Consider the following 20,890-nt stretch of genomic DNA (forward strand, 5'->3'; position numbering starts at 1 on the left):
CCCCGGTGAGCGTTCGCGCGGCGAGTGCCGTGATGGTGAGCAGTGTTTTCGTCGCGGTGCCATGCGATCTCCTCGCTGCCGTCGTGTGCCAGGACGTTCGCGGCGAGCCGGACACCGGAACAGAACCGAAAGTCCCCCGTGCGTGGCGCGGAGACCATCGGCCCTGCCGAAAGGACTTAAGCAACCAGCGGTCACCCCCTACGCGCTGCCACTGTCGTGAGCCATGACGCTGACTTCCGCCGCCCCGGTGCCCGACGACATCGATCCGCGGGAGCCTGCCGCCGCGCTGATGCGCGACCTGCGCACCGGCAGCGCCGGGCTCGGTGAGCGGGAGGCGGCGCGCCGGCTGGAGCTGTACGGGCCGAACGAGCTTCCGCAGCGGCGGGGCCGCCGCTGGTGGGTTTCGCTGGGCAAGCAGTTCACCCATCCGCTCGCCCTGCTCCTGTGGCTGGCCGCGGTGCTGGCGCTGGTGTCCGGTTCGACGTCGCTGGGCATCGCGGTGTTCGTCGTGATCGTGCTCAACGCGGTGCTGGCGTTCTGGCAGGAGAGCCAGGCCGAGCACGCGGTGGAGGCGCTGGGCCGCTTCCTGCCGCAGCAGGTCTGGGTCGTGCGCGACGGGCACCGCACCCGCGTCCCGGTGCGGGAGCTGGTGCGCGGCGACCTGCTCGTGGTCGAGGAGGGGGAGCGTGTTCCCGCCGACGCGCGGCTGGTCGACGGGGCCGTCGAGGTGGACATGTCCGCGCTCACCGGCGAGTCGAACCCGGTGCCGCGCAGCGCCTCCGCCGCCGACGACGCGGACCGGACGCTGGATTCGCCGGTGCTGGTGTTCAGCGGAACGGTCTGCACCGGTGGCGAGGGACGGGCCGTGGTGCACGGCACCGGAGTGCACACCGAGCTGGGCCGGATCGCGGCGTTGTCGCAACGGGTGCGGCAGGACGAGAGTCCGCTGGAGCGGCAGGTCCGGCGGGTGGCGTGGCTGATCGCGGCGGTGGCGGTGGGCGCCGGGGTGGCGTTCCTGCCGCTGGGGCTGGTGGCGGGGCTGTCGCTGGGGGCGGCGTTCCTGTTCGCGATCGGGCTGCTGGTGGCCAACGTTCCCGAAGGGCTGCTGCCGACGATCACCCTGGCGCTGGCGGTGGGTGTGCGGTCCATGGCCCGCCGGGGTGCCGTGGTGAAACGGCTGTCCGCGGTCGAAACCCTGGGCTCGACGACGGTGGTCTGCACCGACAAGACCGGAACGCTGACGGCCAACTCGATGCGGGTGGTCGAGGCGAGTGCGGACTCGCCGGAGCTGGGGGAGGTGCTGGCCTGGTGTTCCACGGCGGAGCTGGGGGAGCACGAGGCGGGTGATCCGATGGAGATCGCGCTGCTGCGCTACGCGGAGTCCGCGGGCACCGCGTTGCCGCCGGACCGGCGTGAGGCCGGGAGGCGCGTCCTGAACGCCTTCGACCCGCGCCGCAAGATGATGTCCACTGTGGACCAGATCGGTGGAGCACTTCGGGTGCACGTGAAGGGCGCGCCCGAAGCGGTGCTGCCACGCTGCGGTTCCACTGTGGACGTTCAGGACCGGGTGGACGAGTGGACCGGGCGCGGGCTGAGGGTGCTCGCGGTCGCCTGCCGGGACTGGGACGGGCCGCGCCTGCCGTCGCAGGAAGAAGCCGAGCAGGGGCTGCGTTTCGTCGGGCTGGTCGGGTTGCTCGACCCGCCCCGGCCGGAGGTGTCCGCCGCGGTGGGGGTGGTGCACGCCGCGGGAATCCGCGTGCACGTGATCACCGGCGACAACGGGCGGACCGCGGGGGAGATCGCGCGGGAGGTCGGTATCGGTGCGGACCGGGTGGTCGACGGGACGGCGGTGGACGCGATGTCCGACGCCGAGCTGGACGCGCTGCTGGCCGCGCCGGGCGAGATCGTGTTCGCCCGCGCCACCCCCGAGATGAAGCTGCGGATCGCCGATGCCCTGCGCCACAACGGGGAAACGGTCGCGATGACCGGTGACGGCGTGAACGACGCCCCGGCGTTGCGACGCGCCGACATCGGCGTCGCGATGGGCAGGGGCGGGACCGATGTGGCCCGGGAGGCCGCGACCCTGGTGCTGACCGACGACAACTTCGCCACGATCGCCGCCGGGATCGAGGAGGGCCGCCGGGTCTTCGACAACGTCCGCAAGTTCGTGCTCTACATCTTCGCCCACGCCGTCCCGGAGATCGTGCCGTTCCTGCTGTTCGCGCTGTCCGGCGGCCTGATCCCGCTACCGCTGACGGTGCTGCAGATCCTGGCGATCGACCTGGGCACCGAGACCTTGCCCGCCCTCGCGCTCGGCCGCGAACCCGCGGAGCCCGGGCTGATGTCGCGGCGCCCGCGCCCGCGCACCGAGGGCGTCATCACGCGGCGGCTGCTCGCTCGCGCCTGGGGTCTGCTCGGGGTGGTGTCGGCGGTGCTGGTGACCGCCGGGTTCTTCGCCGTGCTCCTGGCGGCGGGCTGGCACCCGGGTGACCCGGTGGGGGAGGGCACGCCGTTGCACCACGCCTACCTGCAGGCCACCACGGTCACCTTCGCCGGGATCGTCGCCTGCCAGGTGGGCACCGCGTTCGCCGCCCGCACCGAGTGGGCGTCGCTGCGGTCCGTCGGCGTCTTCAGCAACCGGCTGCTGCTGGGCGGGATCCTGTTCGAACTGGTCTTCACCGCCGCGCTGGTCTCCGTGCCGCCGTTGCAGGACGTGTTCGGCACGGCCGCGCTGTCGCCGTGGATGCTCGCGATGCTGGTGCCGTTCCCCGTGGTCGTGTGGGGTGCCGACGAGCTGCTGCGCTACCGGCGCCGCCGGAGGGACCAGTCGCGTCGGGCGGCGTTCCCCGGGAGCTGACCGCGATGCGGCCGTGGATGCATCGGACGGACCGCTTGCGAATCGAAGTCGAGGACGGATCGGGCACCCGGCCCGTGCTGCACCAGTCTCCCTGACCCCGGGTACGGGGGGTAGCCGGTGGCTTCAGCTCGCGGCGACGGTCTCCGCCGGGCCGACGTCGTACGCCTCGAACGTGCGGCCGCTGACGATGTCGATGGGCAGCCGCAGGAAACACGACCGTTCCCCACCCGGCCACGGCCGCCGACGCGGATCGGCGAGGGTCACCAGTTCCTCGATGTTCGTGACCGGGTGAATCTTTCCGACCACGACGACGCTCCAGCCGGTGTGGGTGGCGGGGTCGATGTCGTCGACCTCGAACGCGACCACCTCGTCGACGAGCTTCGCGATCGATCCCGTCCGGCTCGTGCGGATGACGAGGTCTCCGCCGTGCAGCAGGAAGTTGACCGGCCGGATGGCCGGCATCGCGTGCTCGGAGAAGGCCAGCCTGCCCACGGTCCCGGAGGACAGGAGATCCATGCACTGCCGTGGGGACAGCGCGCGCAACTCGGTCATGACTCGATCCCTGCGATTTCGGTGGAGCGATGGTGTCAGGGTCGAGCGTGCCCGGGAGGTCCCGGCTCCGATGAGGGCAGGAAGTCACTTGATCCCGGGACGGTCGGCCGCTGTCCGGCCACCCCTGCTGTTCCTAGCGTGGTCGGCATGCGGGCACAGGACATCATGAGCAGGCCGGTGACCACGGTGACCACCGGCACCGCGGCCAAACACGCGGCGGAACTGCTGACCCAGCACGGGTTCACCGCACTGCCGGTGGTGGACGAGGACGACCGGCTGGTCGGCGTCGTGACCGAGGCCGACCTCATCGCCGACCGGATTCCCCGGGACGCGCGGTGCGCTCCCGGCGAACGGGTGGGACCGCGGACGGCCGGAGCCACTGTCGGTGCCCTGATGAGCACCCCGGCCATCGGGATGGCGCCGGGCGCGGACCTCGCCGAGGTGGCCAGGGCACTGCTGGATTCCCGCATCCGCGCGATGCCGATCGTCGACGGTTCACGCGTGGTCGGGATCGTCACCCGCGGCGACCTCGTGCGCGTCTTCGCCCGGCGGGACAACGACATCGCCACCGACGTCCGCCACCACCTGTCGGTGTACGGCGGGCCGGAACGGTGGGAGGTCGAGGTGCACGACGGGGTCGTGCGCGTCCTCGACGAGTTCGACGACCAGACCGACCGCCACGTCGCGAAAGTCCTGGCGGAATCGGTACCGGGAGTGGTCAGCGCGACCGTGCTGACCCGGAACAGGGAGAGAACCGATGACTGACTCCGCTGGCGCGATCGTCGCCGGTGTCGATGGGTCCGAGTCGGCACTGCGGGCGGTGACGTGGGCGGCGGCCGAGGCATCGGCCCGCAAGCTGCGCCTGCACCTGGTGTCGTGCTTCGACCCGGCCCTGGGCTACTACGGCGCGGGTCTTCCGATGCCGCAGGAGGCCTTCGACGCGGTCGAAAAGCTCGCCGAGGACCGGCTGGCCGAAGCCGCGGAAATCGCCCGCGACGTGGACGGCGATCTGGTGGCGACCACCGAGCGGGTGCGCGTGTCGCCGGTGCCGTTCCTCATCGAACTGTCCCGGGTGGCCCGCATGATCGTCCTGGGACCCACCGGGCGGGGCGGGTTCGGCGGCATGATGACGGGCTCGACCGCGGTCGCGGTGGTGGCCCACAGCGAGTGCCCCGTGGTGATCGTCCGCGGGGACGAACCCGCGAGCGGGCCGGTGGTGGTCGGCGTCGACGGCAGCCCCACGAGCGTCAAGGCGCTGGGAGCGGCGTTCGAGGAAGCGTGCCGGCGCGAGGTGCCGCTGGTGGCGGTCCACGCCTGGAGCGACTACGAGTACGTGACCGCGGTGCCGGTCGAGTACGCGGTGCTCGACCTGGAACCCGCTGAGGAGGAGCAGGCCCGGGTCCTGGCCGAGAGCCTGGCGGGCTGGCAGGAGAAGTACCCCGACGTGCCCGTGGAGCGGGTCGTGGTGAAGGACCGCCCACGCCACCAGCTGCTCGACTGGAGTGCGAAGGCGCAGCTGGTCGTGGTCGGCAGCCGCGGCCGTGGCGGGTTCCAGGGGCTGCTGCTGGGCTCGACGAGCCAGGCGCTGGTCCACCGCGCGCAGTGCCCGGTCATGGTGGTGCGCCCGTGAGCACCGCGACCGAGGTCCGCGCGGCGCTGAGCGAGGACGAGCTGAGCCAGGTGGACGCGTTGTGGCGGGCGGCGAACTACCTGTCGGCGGGGCAGATCTACCTGCTGGACAACCCGTTGCTGCGCGAGCCGCTGCGGCCGGAACACATCAAGCCCCGCCTGCTGGGGCACTGGGGCACCTCGCCGGGGCTGAACTTCGTGTACGCGCACCTGAACCGCCTGATCCGACGCCATGACCTGGACATGATGTTCGTGACCGGGCCGGGTCACGGTGGTCCGGCGCTGCTGGCGAACACGTGGCTGGAGGGCAGCTACCCGGAGGTGGCGCCGGAGGCGGGACAAGACGCCGACGGGATGCGGGTGCTGTTCCGGCAGTTCTCGTTCCCGGGTGGGGTTCCGAGCCACGTGGCACCGCAGGTTCCCGGGTCGATCCACGAGGGCGGTGAACTGGGCTACTCGCTCGCGCACGCCTACGGAGCGGCGTTCGACAACCCGGACCTGATCGTCGCCTGCGTGATCGGGGACGGGGAGGCGGAGACCGGGCCGCTGGCGACGAGCTGGCACGCCAACAAGTTCCTGGACCCGGTGCACGACGGTGCGGTGCTGCCGATCCTGCACCTCAACGGGTACAAGATCGCCAACCCGACTGTGCTGTCCCGCATCCCCGGGGCCGAGCTGGACGAGCTGCTGCGCGGTTACGGGTACGCGCCCCATTACGTGACCGGAAGCGATCCGGCGCTGATGCACCAGGCGATGGCGGCGACCCTGGACGACGTGCACGCGCGGATCCGGCGCATCCAGGACGAGGCGCGCGGCGGTTCCCGCGAGCGCCCGCGCTGGCCGGTGCTCGTGCTCAGGTCCCCGAAGGGCTGGACCGGCCCGTCCACTGTGGACGGCAAGCCGGTGGAGGGCACGTGGCGCTCGCACCAGGTGCCGTTGCCGAACGTGCGGGGCAACCCCGAGCACCTGCGTGCGTTGGAGGCGTGGCTGCGCTCCTACCGTCCCGAGGAGCTGTTCGACCGTGACGGCGGGCCGAAACCGGAGGTGACCGCCCTGGTGCCGCGCGGGGAGCGGCGGATGGGCGCGAACCCCCACGCCAACGGCGGGCTGCTGCTGCGGCCGTTGCCGTTGCCGGACTTCGCCGCGCACGCGGTCGTGGTGCCCGAGCCGGGTGCGTCGAGCGCGGAACCGACCCGGGCGCTGGGCCGCTACCTCAAGGAACTGTTCGCGAATGACGCCGGGCGGCGGGACTTCCGGCTGTTCGGCCCGGACGAGACGGCGTCGAACCGGCTGGACGCGGTGTACGACGTGACGGCGAAGGCGTGGCAGGCTGAGGTCGAGCCGGCCGACGAGCACCTCGCGACCGACGGGCGCGTGGTGGAGGTGCTTTCGGAGCACCTGTGCCAGGGCTGGCTGGAGGGCTATCTGCTGACCGGGCGGCACGGGTTGTTCTCCTGCTACGAGGCGTTCGTGCACATCGTGGACTCGATGGTCAACCAGCACATCAAGTGGCTGCGCACCGCGCGGGGAATTCCGTGGCGGCGGCCGGTCGCGTCGCTGAACTACCTGCTGACCTCGCACGTGTGGCGCCAGGACCACAACGGGTTCTCCCACCAGGACCCCGGGTTCATCGACCACGTGGCGAACAAGAGCGCCGAGGTCGTGCGGGTGTACCTGCCGCCGGACACCAACACCCTGTTGTCGGTCGCGGAGCACTGCCTGCGCAGCCGGGACTACGTGAACGTGATCGTGGCGGGCAAGAACGAGACGCCGAACTGGCTCGGCCCCGAGCAGGCCGCCCTGCACTGCGCGCGCGGCGCGGGCATCTGGGAGTGGGCGAGCACCTTCCCCGAACGCGAACCCGACGTGGTGCTCGCGTGTGCCGGGGACGCGCCGACGATGGAGGTGCTGGCCGCGGCGAAACTGCTGCGCGAGCACCTGCCGCGGCTGGCGGTGCGGGTGGTCAACGTGGTGGACCTCATGCGCCTGCAGCCGGACACCGAGCACCCGCACGGCATGACGGGCTGGGAGTTCGACGCGCTGTTCACCCCGGACCGCCCGGTGATCTTCGCCTACCACGGGTACCCGTGGCTGATCCACCGACTGGCCTACCGGCGCACGAACCACGCGGAGTTCCACGTGCGCGGTTACAAGGAGCACGGCACCACCACGACCCCGTTCGACATGCTGGTGCTCAACGACATGGACCGCTTCCAGCTGGTGATCGACGTGATCGACCGCGTGCCGGGCCTGGCCCGCACGGCGGCGCCCGTCCGCCAGGCGATGACGGAGGCGCGGGAGCGGCACCACCGCTGGATCAGTGAACACGGCGAGGACCTGCCCGAGGTGCGGGACTGGACCTGGAGCTGAGTGACCGCTGTTTGCGGGGCCGGAGGCTCCTCGGTAGTCTCCCATCATGTGGGTTTCGTATCCCACATGATGGGAGATATCGTGGCACCTCGGGACATCTACACCCACGGGCACAGCGAGGTCGTCGTGCGCAGCCATGCGGCTCGCACGGCCGCGAGCTCGGCGGCCTACCTGCTGCCGCTGTTGCGGCCGGGACTGGACCTGCTCGATGTGGGCTGTGGGCCCGGAAGCATCACCCTCGACCTCGCGGAGGCCGTCGCGCCGGGGCGGGTGCGCGGCATCGAGATCACCGAGGCGCCATTGCAGGAGGCTCGCCGGAGCGCCGCCGAGCGCGGGCTGGCCGTCGAGTTCGCCGTCGACGACGCCTACCGGCTCTCCGATCCCGACGACACCTACGACGTCACCCACGCCCACCAGGTGCTGCAGCACCTGTCCGACCCGGTGGCGGCGCTGCGCGAGATGCGGCGGGTGACCAAGCCCGGAGGGGTCGTGGCGGTCCGCGACGCGGACTACGCCGCCTTCACGTGGTGGCCCGCGGACGAGCGGCTGGACGCCTGGCTGGAGCTCTACCGCGCGGTCGCCCACGGCAACGGCGCGGAGCCCGACGCGGGCCGGCGCCTGCTCGCCTGGGCGCACGAGGCGGGATTCACCGAGGTCACGCCCTCGGCTTCGATCTGGAGCTACGCGACCCCCGAGGACCGCGCGAGCTGGGGCGGGATGTGGGCCGAGCGGATCCACTCCTCGGTGGGGCGGATGGCGCTCGAACGCGGCCTGGCCACGGAGGCCGACCTCGCGGCGATCTCGCAGGCGTGGCGGGACTGGGCCGCCCATCCCGACGGCGTGCTGCTGATACCCCACGGCGAACTGCTCGCCCGGGCCTGACCACCGGTGCGGGTAGCGCGAGGTGGCTGCCCTGCAGCGGGCGGCGTCGCCTGTGAAAGGGTGGCGGGCGTGGCAGCGCGTCGAGGTGTGATGGGAGTGGGTTATGAAGGTCGCGACGTCGGCGGTTTCGTCGCCGATCTGCGTGCCTCCGGCGCGGAGCTGCTGGTGGATGTGCGGTTGACGCCGCTGTCCCGTAAACGCGGTTTCAGCAAGCGCGCACTGGCGGCCGCTCTCGAAGAGGCGGGTGTGCGGTACCTCCACCGCCCGGCACTGGGAAACCCGAAGGAGAACCGGCCGGGTTTCGCCGGGAAGGTGGACGAGCTGGCGGCCGCTCGCAGCACCTATGCCGACCTCATCGAGCGGAACCCCGCGAGCCAGGCGGCACTGTCCGAACTCGTCGACCTCGCACGGGAGTCCAAGGTCGCGGTGCTGTGTTTCGAGGCCGACGAGCAGCGCTGCCACCGGCACGTCGTGCTGAACCTGGTCGAACAGCGGTTGCGGGAGACTCGGGATCCTCACCGGGGCGGCGAGTAGACCCCGAGCACGCTGAAGACGTGCTGCCGCTTCGCCTGGTTGCCGACGTAGAAGGCGGCGTTCCGGCCGGGAGCGCAGAGCTGCCCGAGGAACCTGGCGCGCAATTCGCGGGCGAGGGCGTCGTCGTCGAGGTGGTTCAGACGACGTTGCAACGCGACGAACTCCCAGTCGAGGATGCCCTGGCGGTGCCCACGGCAGGAGGCGTCGCAGCGGTAGCGGTACCAGCCCCGCAGTCTCGGAGCTTCCAGTGCACTGCGCTCGGTGCCGAGGAGGTCGAGCTGGCTCACGTACTGGTCGATCTTCGCGCGGTCGTCTTCGTTCCAGCCCGGGTGGGGTTCGATGTCCAGGCCCACGATCCGCGCGGGCCGGACGATGGCGAGCGACCGAGCGGGCGGAGCCGACCGGACAGCGGCGAGGAGTTCGCACATGGTCCCGCCCAGGTACGGCTCGACGTGGGGGCGACGGGGGTTCCACGGGTTCAGGTGCCTCTCGACGCGCAGGCTGTGCAGGTCCGGGCGCCAGCTCTCCACGCGGGGATCGTTGCGTGCGGGCCGCGCGCGGACTCTCACCACGTCGTACTTCCTGAAGGAACGGTCGCTCTCGAGATCGCGGAAGTTGATCGGGTAGAGCCGAACCCAGCCGGGGCTGGCGAGATCGAGCCGGATGCCGGCGACGCACACGGTCTCACCGTAGGTCGCCGACGGGTTCGGAGCCGCTTTCACGGTGATCAGGACGCGCAGCACCTGCCACTGGTCGCCGGCAGGTTTGCCCGTCATGGTTTCACCCGGTCCGAACAAGCTTTCCTGGCTCATCCCGCCTCCCCACGGCCGCGACCTCCCACCGTGCGGGTCCGGTTGATCAGTGTGCAATCCGGCAGCCGGGTGATCGGCGCCTGACCCCGGCGCGAGGGACCTTGGTCATCGCCATTGGGGGACTCCGGCCGCGTCGGGGCCGGGGCGGTTGACGGTTCTCTGAAGGCATGCCTCCTACCTCCGCGGGCACCAGTGCCGTGCTGGCCGACGGCGAGGTCGTTTTCGTGCGGCCCCTGCACCCTCCGGACACCGCCGCCGTTCTGGCCCTGCACGAGGGGCTCGGCGATCGCGACCGCTACCTGCGGTTCTTCGGCCTGCCCTCGGGGCTGGACCGGTTGTGCGCGCAGATCGCCGGAGAGGCTGGGCCCCGGCACGCGGCCGTGGGCGCGTTCCGGCGTGAGCGGCTCATCGGCGTCGCGCACTTCGAGGTCTCGGCCGATCCCACCGAAGCCGAAGTGGCGCTCGCCGTGGACGGACGGGCTCAGGCGCACGGTGTCGGCACGCTGCTGCTGGAGCACCTCGCGTCGCTGGCCAGGAACCAGGGCATCCGCCGGTTCACCGGGGAGGTGATGGCCGAAAACAACCGCATGCTCCGCGTCTTCACCGATCTGGGCTTGCCCTACCGGATGAGCCGCGGCGGTCCGGAGCGGGAGTTCGTCATCGTGCTGGAACCCGGCGAGGATTACTGGACCGCGCTCGCCGAGCGGGAGCGGGTGGCGGACGTCGCGAGCCTGCAGTCGGTCCTGCGGCCGGAGTCCGTCGTGGTGGTCGGGGCGAGCCGCCGTACCGGCTCGGTGGGGCGTGCCGTGCTGAGCAACCTGCTCGATGGCGGCTTTCCTGGGCGACTGTTCGCGGTGAACCCGCATGCCACGGAGGTCGCCGGAGTGCCATGCGTGCCTTCGGTGCCGCAGCTGCCCGAGTGCCCGGAGCTGGCGGTCGTCTGCGTGCCCGCCGCGGCCGTGCCCGAAGCGGTGGAGGAGTGCGGGAAACGCGGTGTCCGTGCCGTGGTCGTCATCTCGGCCGGGCTGACGGGCACCGAGCTCGGCGACCGCGTCGTCACCGCCGCCCGCACCTACGGCATGCGCCTGGTCGGCCCGAACTGCGTCGGGGTCGCGGACCCGGGAGCCGGGCTGAACGCCACGTTCGTGCCCGGCACGGTACCGGCGGGCCCGGTCGGCGTGGTGAGCCAGTCGGGCGGGTTCGCGATCGCGCTGCTGGAGTCCCTGCGCCGGCTGGGACTCGGGCTGTCCAGCCTGGTGTCCACAGGCGACAAGTACGACGTCAGCGGCAACGACCTGCTGCTGTGGTGGCTGCGCGACCCGGCGACGGAGATCGCCGTGCTGTACCTGGAGTCGTTCGGCAACCCCCGCAAGTTCAGCCGGCTCGCCCGGATGCTCGCGCGGGACAAACCGGTGGTGGCGATCCGCACCGGTGAAACCGAGGTGGCTCAGCGTGCCGCCGCTTCGCACACGGCCGCCGCGGCGACTCCGGCGGTCACCCGCGATGCGCTCTACGAGCAGGCCGGGGTGATCGCCGTGGACACGATCAGCGAACTGGTCGAGACCGTCGCCGCACTGTCGTGGCAGTCCTTTCCGGCGGGCAACCGGGTCGCCGTCCTGAGCAACGCTGGGGGTGCCGGGGTGCTCGCGGCCGACGCCTGCGTGCGGCACGGGCTGGTCCTTCCCGGGATCCGGCCGGAAACGGCGGACACCCTGCGTGCGCTGCTGCCGGCCCAGGCTTCCCTGGCCGATCCCATCGACACCACCGCGGCCGTTGCTGCCGAAACCTTCGGCGCGTGCCTGGACGCGGTGCTCGCCGACCCGGAGGTGGACGCCGTGCTCGCCGCGACGGTGCCGACCGCACTCGGCGATCCGATGACCGCGGTACCCGCGCGGATCCGCCGGGCGGGTAAACCGGTGCTCGCCGTGCGCCTGGGGCAGCTCGCCCACGTCGAACCGCTCGCCGACGAGCAGGGGCCGGTGACCGCGAGCTACACCGATCCCGCCGACGCCGCCGCGGCACTCGGGCACGTCGTGCGGTACGCGCGGTGGCGGGCGGCACCGGCCGTGCCCGCACCGGAGCTGTCCGATGTGGACGCTTCGCGCGCGGCGTCCCTGGTGCGTTCGTACCTCGCGGCAGGCCGTCGCTGGCTCGCGCCACCTGAGGTCGTGGACGTGCTGGGCTGCTTCGGCATCCCGCTCGTCGAAACCCGCTACGCCGGGACCGAGGACGAGGCCGTCGCGGCGTTCGCCGACCTGGCGCGGCCGGTGGCGCTGAAGGCCGACGTCGAGGGGATGTTGCACAAGAGCGCCCAGGGCGGTGTCGCGCTCGATGTGTCCGACGAGGCGCGCGTGCGGACGATCGTGGCCGCCTGGCGGCGGGAGTTCGGCGCCGGCTGGCGCGGGGTCGTGCTGCAGCCGATGGCCGCGCGGGGGCGCGAGTTCCTGGTGGGGATCAACTCGGACGAGGTGTTCGGCCCGCTGGTCGTGTTCGGTCTCGGCGGGACCGACACCGACGTGGTCGCGGACCGGGCGGCGCGCCTGGCACCGCTGACCGCGACCGACGCCGATCGCCTGCTCGACGGCCTGCGCTCGTCGACGAAACTGTTCGGCGGCGGGCAGCTCGACCGGGACGCGGTGCGGAACGTGCTGCTGCGCGTCAGCCGGCTGGCGGAGCTGCTGCCGGAGGTCGCGGAGCTGGATCTGAACCCCCTCGTGGCCGGCGGTGATGGGTGCCTCGCGCTCGACGCGCGCATCCGGATCGAGCCGCGCACCCCTGCCGACCCGTTCCTGCGGCGACTGCGGACCTGAGGAGAAGCATGCGCATCCTGACCCTGAACCCCGGTTCGTCCAGCATGAAGGTGTCGCTGGTCGAGGACGGCGAGTCGGTGCACGCCGAGACGTGGGCCGCCGCGGAAGCGGTTTCGGACGAACGCGCGGTGCGGGAGGCGATCGAGCGCTGGGGACGCCCGCAGGCGATCGCCGTGCGGTTCGTGCACGGTGGCTCACGCCCCGGTCCCGCGTTGGTCGACAGCGAACTGCTGCGGCAGCTGGAGCGGCTTGGCACCCTCGCGCCGCTGCACCAGCCGCTGTCGGTGGACATCGCCCGGCTGGTCCGCGCCGCACTACCCGACCTGCCGGTCGTCGCCTGCTTCGACACCGCGTTCCACAGTGGACTCCCCGAGGCCGCGTCCCGCTACGCGCTCCCACGCGCGTGGACGGCGCAGAACAGGTTGCGCCGCTACGGTTTCCACGGGCTGTCGTGTCAGTACTCCGCACGCCGGTGCGCCGAGCTGCTCGCGGCGTCCGACGTGCAGATGCTGTGCTGCCACCTCGGCGCGGGCGTGTCGGTGACGGCGATCCGGAACGGCCGCAGCGTCGACACCTCCATGGGCTTCACGCCGCTGGAAGGCGCGGTGATGGCCACGCGGTCTGGCTCGGTGGATCCCGGGCTGCTGCTGCACGTCCTCACGACCGGGGAGGCGGATGTCGACAGCCTGGCGGACACGCTGTACCACCGCTCGGGCCTGGCGGGGATGACCGGAACGAGCGGGGACCTGCGCGAGGTGCTGGCGGTACGGGCGGCGGGGGAGGACTCGGCGGAGACCGCGGTCGCGGTCTACCTGCACCGGCTCCGGCGCGAGATCGGAGCCGCGGTGACGAGCCTGGACCGGCTCGACGCGGTCGTGTTCACCGGCGGCGTCTCCGAGCACCAGCCCGGGCTCGTCGGCGAGCTGGTGGACGGTCTTGGCGTGCTGGGGCTGCGGACCGACCCGGCGCGGCTCGCGGGCAGTGGCGACAGGGTGATCAGCCCGCCGGAGGCGCCGGTGACGCTGTTCGCGGTGACCGCGCGGGAGGACCTGGAACTGGCCCGCGAAGCGGCGGCCCTGCTGGGGGCGACGGCGCCGGCGTGAGGCTCACGCCGGTCAGGGACTTCGAAGTTGTCGCGCTCCGTCCCGGCTGTCAACGGCGACTTGGGACGCGACGGCGGTGAACGCTGTGACGTCGCGACCGTCCACGCGGCTTGGTGCGCGCGGCCCGGCGGACCGGGTGCCTCCGGAGGTAGTGCAGCACACATTTCCCGCCATCGATGGCAATCAGCTCGCCTGCCAGCAACAACGTGTCTTGGCGGGCTCATCGTGAGGCCGAGGGACCGGCCTGATCTCGATGCTACTCATCGCGTCCGAGTCTAAATGTGCTGCAGCAGCTCGCCCAGCTCGGCGATCGACAGGTGCTTGTTGTGCTGCCGCGGCGCCTGGGGCCGTTCGGGTCGCGGGTGGACGTCGGTGGCCTTGAGGCCGAGCATGTCCAGGAGCTCGACCAGGTCTTCGGCATCCTTCGCGTGACCCGCAACGGTCCGCACCGCTCTCGCACGGCGTTCCGGTTCGGGCATGCGCGGACTGGTGCTCGCCATCGCCGGTCCTTTCAGGACAGTCGCTGTGCGGACTCGGCGGTGAGGACGACCACGGGGCAGTGAGCGTGGCGCACGCACTGCGTCGCGACGCTGCCGAGCAACAGCTCTGTGACCATCCGGGCGCCGTGTGAGCCGACGACCAGCAGGTCGGCCGCGCTGGATTCCTTGATCAGCTCGGTGGCCGGGTCGCCGTCGGCGACGAGGTCCTCGACGAGCGGCGGGTTCTCGATGTTCTGCAGCGTCTTCCGCACGCTCTCCCGGAGCAGGCCGGCGTAGTCCTCGTCCTGGGCCACTGGTCGGCGGCCGTGCGGCTGGATGGCGTACGACGTCCCGGGCAGCAGTTCGTCCCGTGCGCGCACGAGCACCGCGCGGACCTCGCCGCGGTCCGCGGCGGCCTCGCCGACCGCCCAGCGCAGCGCGGCCTCGCTCTGCGGGGAACCGTCGACACCGACGACGATCTTTCGCTTGCGCGCCATGGCTTCCTCCCTTTCCGGTTCGCCACCAGCCTGCGCGCCGCGGGCACGGGGCGGGAGAGGCGAAGGTCATGCCGGGAGGCCTCGTCCCAGAGGACTTCGGGCCCTCGTCCCCGCTTCCGCGCGTGGTGACGCTGGCAGCAACGTCGCCCGGAACACCAGGAGGAGCACGATGGCCGTCGTCAAGGATCTGGGAGAGCTCCGCGCCGTGGACGCCGAATCCGCGGGCGGGAAAGGCGCCAACCTGGGTGAGCTCGCCTCGGCGGGGTTCCCCGTCCCGCCCGGCTTCACGGTGCTGCGGGAGGGGTACTGGGCCGCGATGGAGTACAGCGGGATCCGCGAGGACCTGGCCCGCCTGCACGCCGAGACGCTCGCCGCCGCCGACGACTCCGACCGGCTGACCGAGAACTGCGCGCAGATGCAGAAGATGGTGCGCGGGGCGGCGCTGTCACCCGGGGCACGGGACGAGGTCGTGGCCGCCTACGCCCGCCTCGGCGAGGACGTGCCCGTCGCGGTGCGCTCCTCGGCGACCGGGGAGGACGGCGCCGACGCCTCGTTCGCCGGGATGAACGCGACCTTCACCAACACCACAGGGGAAACCGCCGTGCTGGAACGGCTCGTGGACTGCTGGGCGTCGGCGTTCTCGCCGCGCGTCGTGGCGTACCGAGCCGAGCGGGACTTCACCGGTGAACCCGCCATCGCCGTGGTGGTGCAGCGGATGGTGCGCGCCGAGCGCGCCGGGGTGATCTTCACCGCCGACCCCCGCACCGGCGACCGGGACCGGCTGGTCGTCGAAGCGGTGTTCGGGCAGGGCGAGACGCTCGTCAGCGGGTCGGTGGAACCCGACTCGTACGTCGTGGCCAAGGGCGAGCTGCACGTCGAGGACGTCCGGATCGGCGACAAGAAGTACAAGATCGTGCGCGGGCCCGACGGGCGGGACGCCCGGGTGGACCTGCCCGAGCCCGCCGCGCACCGCCGCGTCCTCGGCGACGAGACCGTCCTGGAGCTGGCGCGCCTCGCCGTCCGCGTCGAGGACCACTACGGCTGTCCCCAGGACATGGAGTGGGCGATCGACAACGGCGGCGCGGTGTTCCTGGTGCAGACCCGGCCGATCACCACGCTGCCGGCCGGTCCGTCCACGCCTGGCGAGCCGATCCTGCGCGGCCTGGCCGCGTCGCCCGGTCTCGCCGGAGGTGCCGTGCGCGTGCTGACCAGTCCCGAGCAGGGCAAGCAGCTGCGCGACGGGGAGATCCTCGTCGCCCCGATGACCAACCCGGACTGGGTGCCGGCGATCCGCCGTGCCGCCGCGCTGGTGACCGACGGCGGCGGCATGACCTGTCACGCCGCGATCGTCGCCAGGGAGCTCGGCGTGCCCTGCGTCGTGGGCACCGAGCGGGCGACTGAACTGCTCACCGACGGCCAGCTCGTCACGGTCGACGGCGGGACAGGAGAGATCACCGCCGGAGCCCGGCGAACACCAGCGCGCACCCAGCCGGTGACGGTCGAGGTCTCGGCCGCCGTCGAAGCCATCGCAACCCGGATGTACGTCAACCTCGCCATGCCGGAGCAGGCCGAGCACGCCGCGGCCCTGCCCGGAGTCGACGGGGTGGGGCTGCTGCGCGCGGAGTTCATGCTCACCGAGGCGTTGGGAGGACGGCATCCGCGCGACCTGCTCGCGCACGGCGAGCAGCAGTCCTTTGTGGACGAAATGACCGAGTACCTGCTGAAGATCACCGAGCCGTTCGCACCGCGGCCCGTGGTCTACCGGGCGACGGATCTGCGCAGCAACGAGTTCCGGGGCCTCGTGGGCGGAACGGCCTACGAGCCGGAGGAGCACAACCCGATGATCGGCTACCGCGGCTGCTACCGCTACGTCCGCCAGCCCGACCTCTTCGCGCTGGAGCTGGAGGTGCTGGCACGCGTGCGTGAGCAGACGCCGAACCTGCATCTGATGATCCCGTTCGTGCGCACCAAGTGGGAGCTGGAGGAGTGCCTGCGGCTGGTCGACGCGAGCCCGCTCGGGCGCCAGCGCGGGCTGCACCGCTGGGTCATGGCCGAGGTGCCCTCGGTGCTGTACTGGCTCCCGGAGTACGTCGGGCTCGGCGTCGACGGGGTGTCCATCGGCAGCAACGACCTGACGCAGCTGATGCTCGGCGTCGACCGTGACTCGACCGAGTGCGCGGAGCTGTTCGACGAGGCCGATCCGGCGGTGCTCGACGCGATCGGCGGCATCGTGTCCAAGGCCCGGGCGCTGGGCATCACCTCGTCGCTGTGCGGGCAGGCCCCGTCGAACCGGCCGGAGTTCGCCGACCACCTGGTGCGGGCGGGCATCACGTCGATCTCGGTCAACCCGGACGCGGTGGCGGCGGCCCGTGGCGTGATCGCCTCGGCGGAGCGGCGCGTGGTGCTCGAACACGCGCAGGGGTTGCGGTAGGTACGCCATGAGCGGTAAGCGCTTTCTCATCGTCGGTGTGGACGGATCGGCTTCGGCCACCGCCGCGTTGCGGTGGGCGATGCGCTACGCGGCCGCCACCGGCACGGAGGTGGTGGCCGTGACCGCCTGTGCGTCTCCGCCCGCGGTCGGCGGCAGCCGCCTGGCGCTGGACGAACTGGTGGGACAGACGCGGCCGCCGGCCGTGACCGTGGGTACGCGGGCGGTCGTGGGCGATCCCGCTCAGGTGCTCCTCGCGGCCGCGGAGGACGCGGACCTGCTGGTGCTCGGCAGCCACGGGCACGGCCTGGGGCTGCACGCGCTGCTGGGCTCGGTGAGCGCCCAGTGCCTGCGGTTCGCGTCCTGCCCGGTGGTCATCCTGCCGGTGCGGTGTGCCGGCCGGACCGCTCGCGACGGCGCCGTCAGCCTGGAGGCGAAGTGAGCCGGGCGGTCGCCTCGGCGATGCCGTCGCTGATCACCCGCGCACCGTGCACCGACGCCAGCAGCTCGGCCACCGGACGGTTGTCGGCCAGGTACAGCGCGGTGAACCCGGTGAACCCCCGCGCCTGGGCCGCCTCGGCGAGCATCCGCAGGAGCGCGCTCGCCAAGCCGTTGCCGCGCCAGCCGGGAGCGACCACGACGGCGACCTCGGCGACACCAGGCGCACCGGTGGCTTCGTAACGCGCGACCGCCACACCCTTTCCGGCGGGGTCGCGGGCGACGAGCGCGAAGCGGCGGACGTAGTCGAGCTCGGTCAGGTACCGCAGCAGCTCGGGGGTGACCTTCGGCGGCGTGCCGCAGAAGCGCCGGTACAGCGTCTCGGAGTCGGCGTGCCGCAGCGCGTCGCCGAGCTCCTCGGCGTCGCCGGCCGTCAACGGCGCGATCACGACTTCGCGCCCGTCGCGCAGGCGCAGCGACCGCCGGAACCCGGTCGGCGGCTCAGGCTCATTTCCGTGCACCGCCCGAGTGTGGCGTGCGCGGACGGTGGCGGGAAAGGTCGTTGGTCCCCGGGATCCGGGCAGAACGGCCACAGTGGTGATCGCCGGGGACGCGGGACCGTTGCCGCATGCAGACAGTCGACGCCACGGCGGGCTTCCACGCGCTGACCGTCCGCGAGAGCGCCGAGCACCTCGGCACCGACCCCAGCGGGGGCTTGACCGCGAGCCAGGTGCGGGATCGTGCGGGCCGGTACGGCCCGAACGCACTGGAGCCCCCGCCCGGCCACGGGGTGCTGTGGCGGCTGGTGTCGCAGGTCCGCGATCCGCTCGTGTACGTGCTGCTGGTCGCGGGAGTGGTCACGGCGGTCTTCGGCGGCTACCCGGACGCGGCGGTGATCGCCGGGGTGGTCGTGCTCAACGCGGTGATCGGCTACGTCCAGGAGTCCCGCGCTCGGCGGGCGCTCGACGCGCTCGCCCGGATGGTGCGCACCCACGCCACGGTCGTCCGCGACGGGCTGGCCGCGCGGGTGCCCGCCGAGGACCTGGTGCCCGGCGACGTGCTGGAACTCGCTGCGGGGGACCAGGTTCCCGCGGACGTGCGGATCGTCGAGGCGCATCTGTTCGAGGTGGACGAGTCGGCGCTGACCGGCGAGTCGCTGCCGGTCGCGAAGACGACGGGGGAACTGCCGCCGGCCACCGCGCTCGCGGACCGGGTGAACACGGCCCACTCGGGGACCATGGTGACGCGGGGATCCGCGCGTGCGCTGGTCACCGCCACCGGCGCGGCCACCCAGCTCGGGGCCGTCCAGCGGATGGTGGCCACCGCCGGCCCGGTGGCCACGCCGTTGACGCGCAAGCTCGCGGGCTTCTCGAAACAGCTGAGTGTCGGCATTGTGGTGATCGCGGTGCTCACGTTCGCCGTGGGGCTCGTGCGCGGCACGGGCGTCGCGGAGATGTTCACCGCCGCGGTCGCGCTCGCGGTCGGGGCGATTCCCGAGGGGCTGCCGGCGGCGGTGTCGATCGTGCTCGCGATCGGCGTGGTGCGGATGTCGAGGCGCCGCTCGGTGGTGCGCAACCTGCCCGCGGTGGAGACCCTGGGCGGTACCACGGTGATCTGCACCGACAAGACCGGCACTCTCACGCTGAACCGCATGACGGTGACCGCGGTGGCCGCTGGAGGCCGCACCGTGGACGCGGGGAACCTGCCGGACGACCCGGCGGTCCGGGAGTGCCTGACGGCCGGGGTCGTGTGCAACGAGGCGGCACTGTCCCGCGTGGACGGTCTCTGGAGCGCCCAGGGCGATCCGACCGAGACGGCCCTCGTGCCGGCCGCCGAGCGCGCCGGACTGGACCCGGCGGAGCTGAGGGCCCGGCACCCGCGGGTGGACCTCGTGCCGTTCGAACCGGAGCGGCGGCTGATGGCCACAGCGCACGCGGGCGGAGTCGGCTACGCGAAGGGCGCGGTGGAAGAGATCCTCGCCCGGTGCGACCGGGAGCTGCGCGCCGATGGCTCCACCGGGCCGCTGGACGCGGCAGCGGCCCACCGGCTCCAGCGGGAGTTCGCCGAGCGGGGCCTGCGGGTGCTGGCGTTCGCCCGGTTCCGGTCCGGTGAGGAGCCGCTCGCCGTGCTCGTCGACCGCGGCGGCTGGACCTTCCTGGGCCTGCAGGCGATGCAGGACCCGCCCCGGCCCGAGGTGGCCGGCGCGATCGCCGCCTGTCACAGCGCGGGCATCGCGGTCAAGATGATCACCGGGGACCACGCGGGCACCGCCCGCGCGATCGGCAGGGCGGTGGGCCTGGCGGACGAGCCGGTGGTGCTCACCGGTGCGGGGCTCGACGAGCTGACCGACGGGGAACTACCCGCCGCGGCAGCGCGCACGACCGTGTTCGCACGCGTGTCGCCGGGCCAGAAACTCCGGCTGGTCAAGGCTTTCCAGGGCGCGGGTCACATCGTCGCGATCACCGGCGACGGGGTCAACGACGCGCCCGCGTTGCGCCGGGCGGACATCGGGGTCGCGATGGGCCGCGGCGGCACGGACGCGGCCCGCGACGCCGCGGACATGGTGCTGACCGACGACGACTTCGCCGCCATCGAGTCCGCGGTCGAGGAGGGGCGCGGGGTGTTCGACAACCTGCGCAAGTTCCTGGCGTGGACGCTGCCCACCAACATCGGCGAGGGCATGGTGATCCTGGCGGCGGTCCTGCTGGGCGCGACGCTGCCGATCGTGCCGGTGCAGATCCTGTGGATCAACATGACCACCGCGGTGTTCCTCGGGCTGACGCTCGCCTTCGAGCCGAAGGAACCGGGCCTCATGACGCGCCCGCCCCGCCCGCCGGACCGGCCGCTGTTCACGCCGGCCCTGTTCCGCCGCGTGGGCCTGATCTCGCTCCTGCTGGTGGTGGCCGCCTTCGCCGCGTACCGGTGGGAGCTCGGCGGCGGCGCGTCCGTGGCGCAGGCGCGCACGGTGGCGATCAACCTGTTCGTGGCCGTGCAGATCGGCTACCTGTTCAGCTGCCGGTCGCTGGAGCACCCGGTGGTGCGGGCCTGGCCGCGCGGGAACCGGATGCTCGCCGTGGGCATCGGCATCACCGTGGGGCTGCAGGTGCTGTTCACCTACCTGCCCGCCATGAACACGATCTTCCACACGGCGCCGATCGGGGCCGGCGCATGGCTGCGGATCCTCGCGGCCGCCGTGCTCGCGTTCGCGGTTGTCGAGGCGGACAAGCTGTTGTGGATCCGGCTGAGGCGCTACACCGCCGGAACGCCGGGGACGCGGCGGCGGCCGAACCGCAGGTAGGCCAGCGGTCCCGCGAAGTTCACGGCGATCGCGAACGCCCACACCGTCTTCGAGCCGCGCACCGCGGCCGCGGGCCGCCGGGACAGGTCCCACCAGGCGAACCCGGCGAGTCCGAACTGCACGAGCGCGGCCCCGGTCAGCGCGGAGACCTGCGGGGCGCTGAGCTTGCGGTGAGTCATGCGGCGAGACTGCCACCCGCGG

General features: G+C 72.4%; 17 protein-coding genes. 11 read left to right on the plus strand and 6 right to left on the minus strand.

The window, feature by feature from the left end; all coding sequences use genetic code 11:
• Positions 1-223: 223 nt before the first annotated feature.
• Positions 224-2,857, plus strand: a complete 2,634-nt coding sequence (locus ABFX51_RS01955; RefSeq protein ID WP_091504213.1) for a cation-translocating P-type ATPase — start codon at positions 224-226, stop codon at positions 2,855-2,857.
• 123 nt (positions 2,858-2,980) lie between these two features.
• Here ABFX51_RS01955 and ABFX51_RS01960 read toward each other — a convergent pair whose 3' ends face one another.
• Complete coding sequence (locus ABFX51_RS01960; protein ID WP_091504212.1) at positions 2,981-3,409, minus strand: pyridoxamine 5'-phosphate oxidase family protein; 429 nt, start codon at positions 3,407-3,409, stop codon at positions 2,981-2,983.
• A 147-nt stretch (positions 3,410-3,556) separates the two neighbouring features.
• Between ABFX51_RS01960 and ABFX51_RS01965 the strand changes: the two genes are divergently transcribed.
• The 5 genes from ABFX51_RS01965 (at position 3,557) to ABFX51_RS01985 (ending at position 8,824) form a co-directional block, all read left to right on the plus strand.
• Positions 3,557-4,174, plus strand: a complete 618-nt coding sequence (locus tag ABFX51_RS01965) for a CBS domain-containing protein (RefSeq protein ID WP_091504352.1) — start codon at positions 3,557-3,559, stop codon at positions 4,172-4,174.
• The gene (locus ABFX51_RS01970; protein WP_091504211.1) at positions 4,167-5,039 is read left to right on the plus strand and encodes a universal stress protein; all 873 of its coding nucleotides are present in this window, start codon (positions 4,167-4,169) and stop codon (positions 5,037-5,039) included. The genes ABFX51_RS01965 and ABFX51_RS01970 overlap by 8 nt, the downstream gene beginning before the upstream one ends.
• Positions 5,036-7,408, plus strand: coding sequence for a phosphoketolase family protein (locus ABFX51_RS01975; RefSeq protein WP_091504210.1), 2,373 nt, complete (start codon positions 5,036-5,038; stop codon positions 7,406-7,408). Before ABFX51_RS01970 ends, ABFX51_RS01975 begins: the two co-directional genes overlap by 4 nt.
• Before the next feature lie 81 nt (positions 7,409-7,489).
• Positions 7,490-8,290, plus strand: coding sequence for a methyltransferase domain-containing protein (locus ABFX51_RS01980; RefSeq protein ID WP_342743455.1), 801 nt, complete (start codon positions 7,490-7,492; stop codon positions 8,288-8,290).
• Between the two features lie 90 nt (positions 8,291-8,380).
• On the plus strand, positions 8,381-8,824 hold the full coding sequence (locus ABFX51_RS01985) for a DUF488 domain-containing protein (protein ID WP_177228521.1): 444 nt from the start codon (positions 8,381-8,383) through the stop codon (positions 8,822-8,824).
• Here ABFX51_RS01985 and ABFX51_RS01990 read toward each other — a convergent pair.
• Positions 8,806-9,600, minus strand: a complete 795-nt coding sequence (locus ABFX51_RS01990) for a hypothetical protein (RefSeq protein WP_245782865.1) — start codon at positions 9,598-9,600, stop codon at positions 8,806-8,808. The genes ABFX51_RS01985 and ABFX51_RS01990 overlap by 19 nt on opposite strands.
• A 203-nt stretch (positions 9,601-9,803) precedes the next feature.
• Between ABFX51_RS01990 and ABFX51_RS01995 the strand changes: the two genes are divergently transcribed.
• A complete protein-coding gene (locus ABFX51_RS01995) occupies positions 9,804-12,446 on the plus strand; it encodes a bifunctional acetate--CoA ligase family protein/GNAT family N-acetyltransferase (RefSeq protein WP_091504207.1) in 2,643 nt (880 codons plus the stop codon).
• Between the two features lie 8 nt (positions 12,447-12,454).
• Complete coding sequence (locus ABFX51_RS02000) at positions 12,455-13,549, plus strand: acetate/propionate family kinase (RefSeq protein ID WP_091504206.1); 1,095 nt, start codon at positions 12,455-12,457, stop codon at positions 13,547-13,549.
• A 275-nt stretch (positions 13,550-13,824) separates the two neighbouring features.
• Here the strand turns inward: ABFX51_RS02000 and ABFX51_RS02005 are convergent, their stop codons facing one another.
• Together ABFX51_RS02005 and ABFX51_RS02010 are read right to left on the minus strand one after the other, a co-directional pair.
• Entirely contained in the window at positions 13,825-14,049 is a 225-nt protein-coding gene (locus ABFX51_RS02005) for a hypothetical protein (RefSeq protein WP_091504205.1), read from the minus strand.
• An 11-nt stretch (positions 14,050-14,060) separates the two neighbouring features.
• Complete coding sequence (locus tag ABFX51_RS02010; protein ID WP_091504204.1) at positions 14,061-14,525, minus strand: universal stress protein; 465 nt, start codon at positions 14,523-14,525, stop codon at positions 14,061-14,063.
• Positions 14,526-14,694: 169 nt separating this feature from the next.
• Between ABFX51_RS02010 and ppsA the strand changes: the two genes are divergently transcribed.
• Both ppsA and ABFX51_RS02020 read left to right on the plus strand, forming a co-directional pair.
• Positions 14,695-16,956, plus strand: a complete 2,262-nt coding sequence (gene ppsA, locus ABFX51_RS02015; protein WP_091504203.1) for a phosphoenolpyruvate synthase — start codon at positions 14,695-14,697, stop codon at positions 16,954-16,956.
• A 7-nt stretch (positions 16,957-16,963) separates the two neighbouring features.
• On the plus strand, positions 16,964-17,395 hold the full coding sequence (locus ABFX51_RS02020; protein ID WP_091504202.1) for a universal stress protein: 432 nt from the start codon (positions 16,964-16,966) through the stop codon (positions 17,393-17,395).
• Here the strand turns inward: ABFX51_RS02020 and ABFX51_RS02025 are convergent.
• The gene (locus tag ABFX51_RS02025) at positions 17,376-17,912 is read right to left on the minus strand and encodes a GNAT family N-acetyltransferase (protein ID WP_091504201.1); all 537 of its coding nucleotides are present in this window, start codon (positions 17,910-17,912) and stop codon (positions 17,376-17,378) included. The two genes, ABFX51_RS02020 and ABFX51_RS02025, sit on opposite strands and share 20 nt — an antisense overlap.
• 107 nt (positions 17,913-18,019) lie before the next feature.
• Here ABFX51_RS02025 and ABFX51_RS02030 point away from each other — a divergent pair, with 107 nt between their 5' ends.
• Positions 18,020-20,689 carry a cation-translocating P-type ATPase gene (locus tag ABFX51_RS02030; RefSeq protein ID WP_346051677.1) on the plus strand — a complete coding sequence of 890 codons (2,670 nt, stop codon included), beginning with the start codon at positions 18,020-18,022 and terminating at the stop codon, positions 20,687-20,689.
• Here ABFX51_RS02030 and ABFX51_RS02035 read toward each other — a convergent pair.
• Positions 20,641-20,868: a PLDc N-terminal domain-containing protein gene (locus ABFX51_RS02035; RefSeq protein ID WP_346051679.1), complete on the minus strand. Its 228-nt coding sequence runs from the start codon at positions 20,866-20,868 to the stop codon at positions 20,641-20,643. The genes ABFX51_RS02030 and ABFX51_RS02035 overlap by 49 nt on opposite strands.
• Between the last annotated feature and the right edge of the window lie 22 nt (positions 20,869-20,890).

This window comes from Amycolatopsis dongchuanensis (assembly GCF_039542405.1).
Taxonomy (GTDB): domain Bacteria; phylum Actinomycetota; class Actinomycetes; order Mycobacteriales; family Pseudonocardiaceae; genus Amycolatopsis_E; species Amycolatopsis_E sacchari.

Bases quoted from the DNA above. Each gene is read 5' to 3' on its own strand.
- ABFX51_RS01955 (WP_091504213.1), top strand. From the start codon at position 224: ATGACGCTGACTTCCGCCGCCCCGGTGCCCGACGACATCGATCCGCGG.
- ABFX51_RS01960 (WP_091504212.1), bottom strand. From the start codon at position 3,409: ATGACCGAGTTGCGCGCGCTGTCCCCACGGCAGTGCATGGATCTCCTG.
- ABFX51_RS01965 (WP_091504352.1), top strand. From the start codon at position 3,557: ATGCGGGCACAGGACATCATGAGCAGGCCGGTGACCACGGTGACCACC.
- ABFX51_RS01970 (WP_091504211.1), top strand. From the start codon at position 4,167: ATGACTGACTCCGCTGGCGCGATCGTCGCCGGTGTCGATGGGTCCGAG.
- ABFX51_RS01985 (WP_177228521.1), top strand. From the start codon at position 8,381: ATGGGAGTGGGTTATGAAGGTCGCGACGTCGGCGGTTTCGTCGCCGAT.
- ABFX51_RS01990 (WP_245782865.1), bottom strand. From the start codon at position 9,600: ATGACGGGCAAACCTGCCGGCGACCAGTGGCAGGTGCTGCGCGTCCTG.
- ABFX51_RS01995 (WP_091504207.1), top strand. From the start codon at position 9,804: ATGCCTCCTACCTCCGCGGGCACCAGTGCCGTGCTGGCCGACGGCGAG.
- ABFX51_RS02000 (WP_091504206.1), top strand. From the start codon at position 12,455: ATGCGCATCCTGACCCTGAACCCCGGTTCGTCCAGCATGAAGGTGTCG.
- ABFX51_RS02005 (WP_091504205.1), bottom strand. From the start codon at position 14,049: ATGGCGAGCACCAGTCCGCGCATGCCCGAACCGGAACGCCGTGCGAGA.
- ABFX51_RS02010 (WP_091504204.1), bottom strand. From the start codon at position 14,525: ATGGCGCGCAAGCGAAAGATCGTCGTCGGTGTCGACGGTTCCCCGCAG.
- ppsA (WP_091504203.1), top strand. From the start codon at position 14,695: ATGGCCGTCGTCAAGGATCTGGGAGAGCTCCGCGCCGTGGACGCCGAA.
- ABFX51_RS02020 (WP_091504202.1), top strand. From the start codon at position 16,964: ATGAGCGGTAAGCGCTTTCTCATCGTCGGTGTGGACGGATCGGCTTCG.
- ABFX51_RS02030 (WP_346051677.1), top strand. From the start codon at position 18,020: ATGCAGACAGTCGACGCCACGGCGGGCTTCCACGCGCTGACCGTCCGC.
- ABFX51_RS02035 (WP_346051679.1), bottom strand. From the start codon at position 20,868: ATGACTCACCGCAAGCTCAGCGCCCCGCAGGTCTCCGCGCTGACCGGG.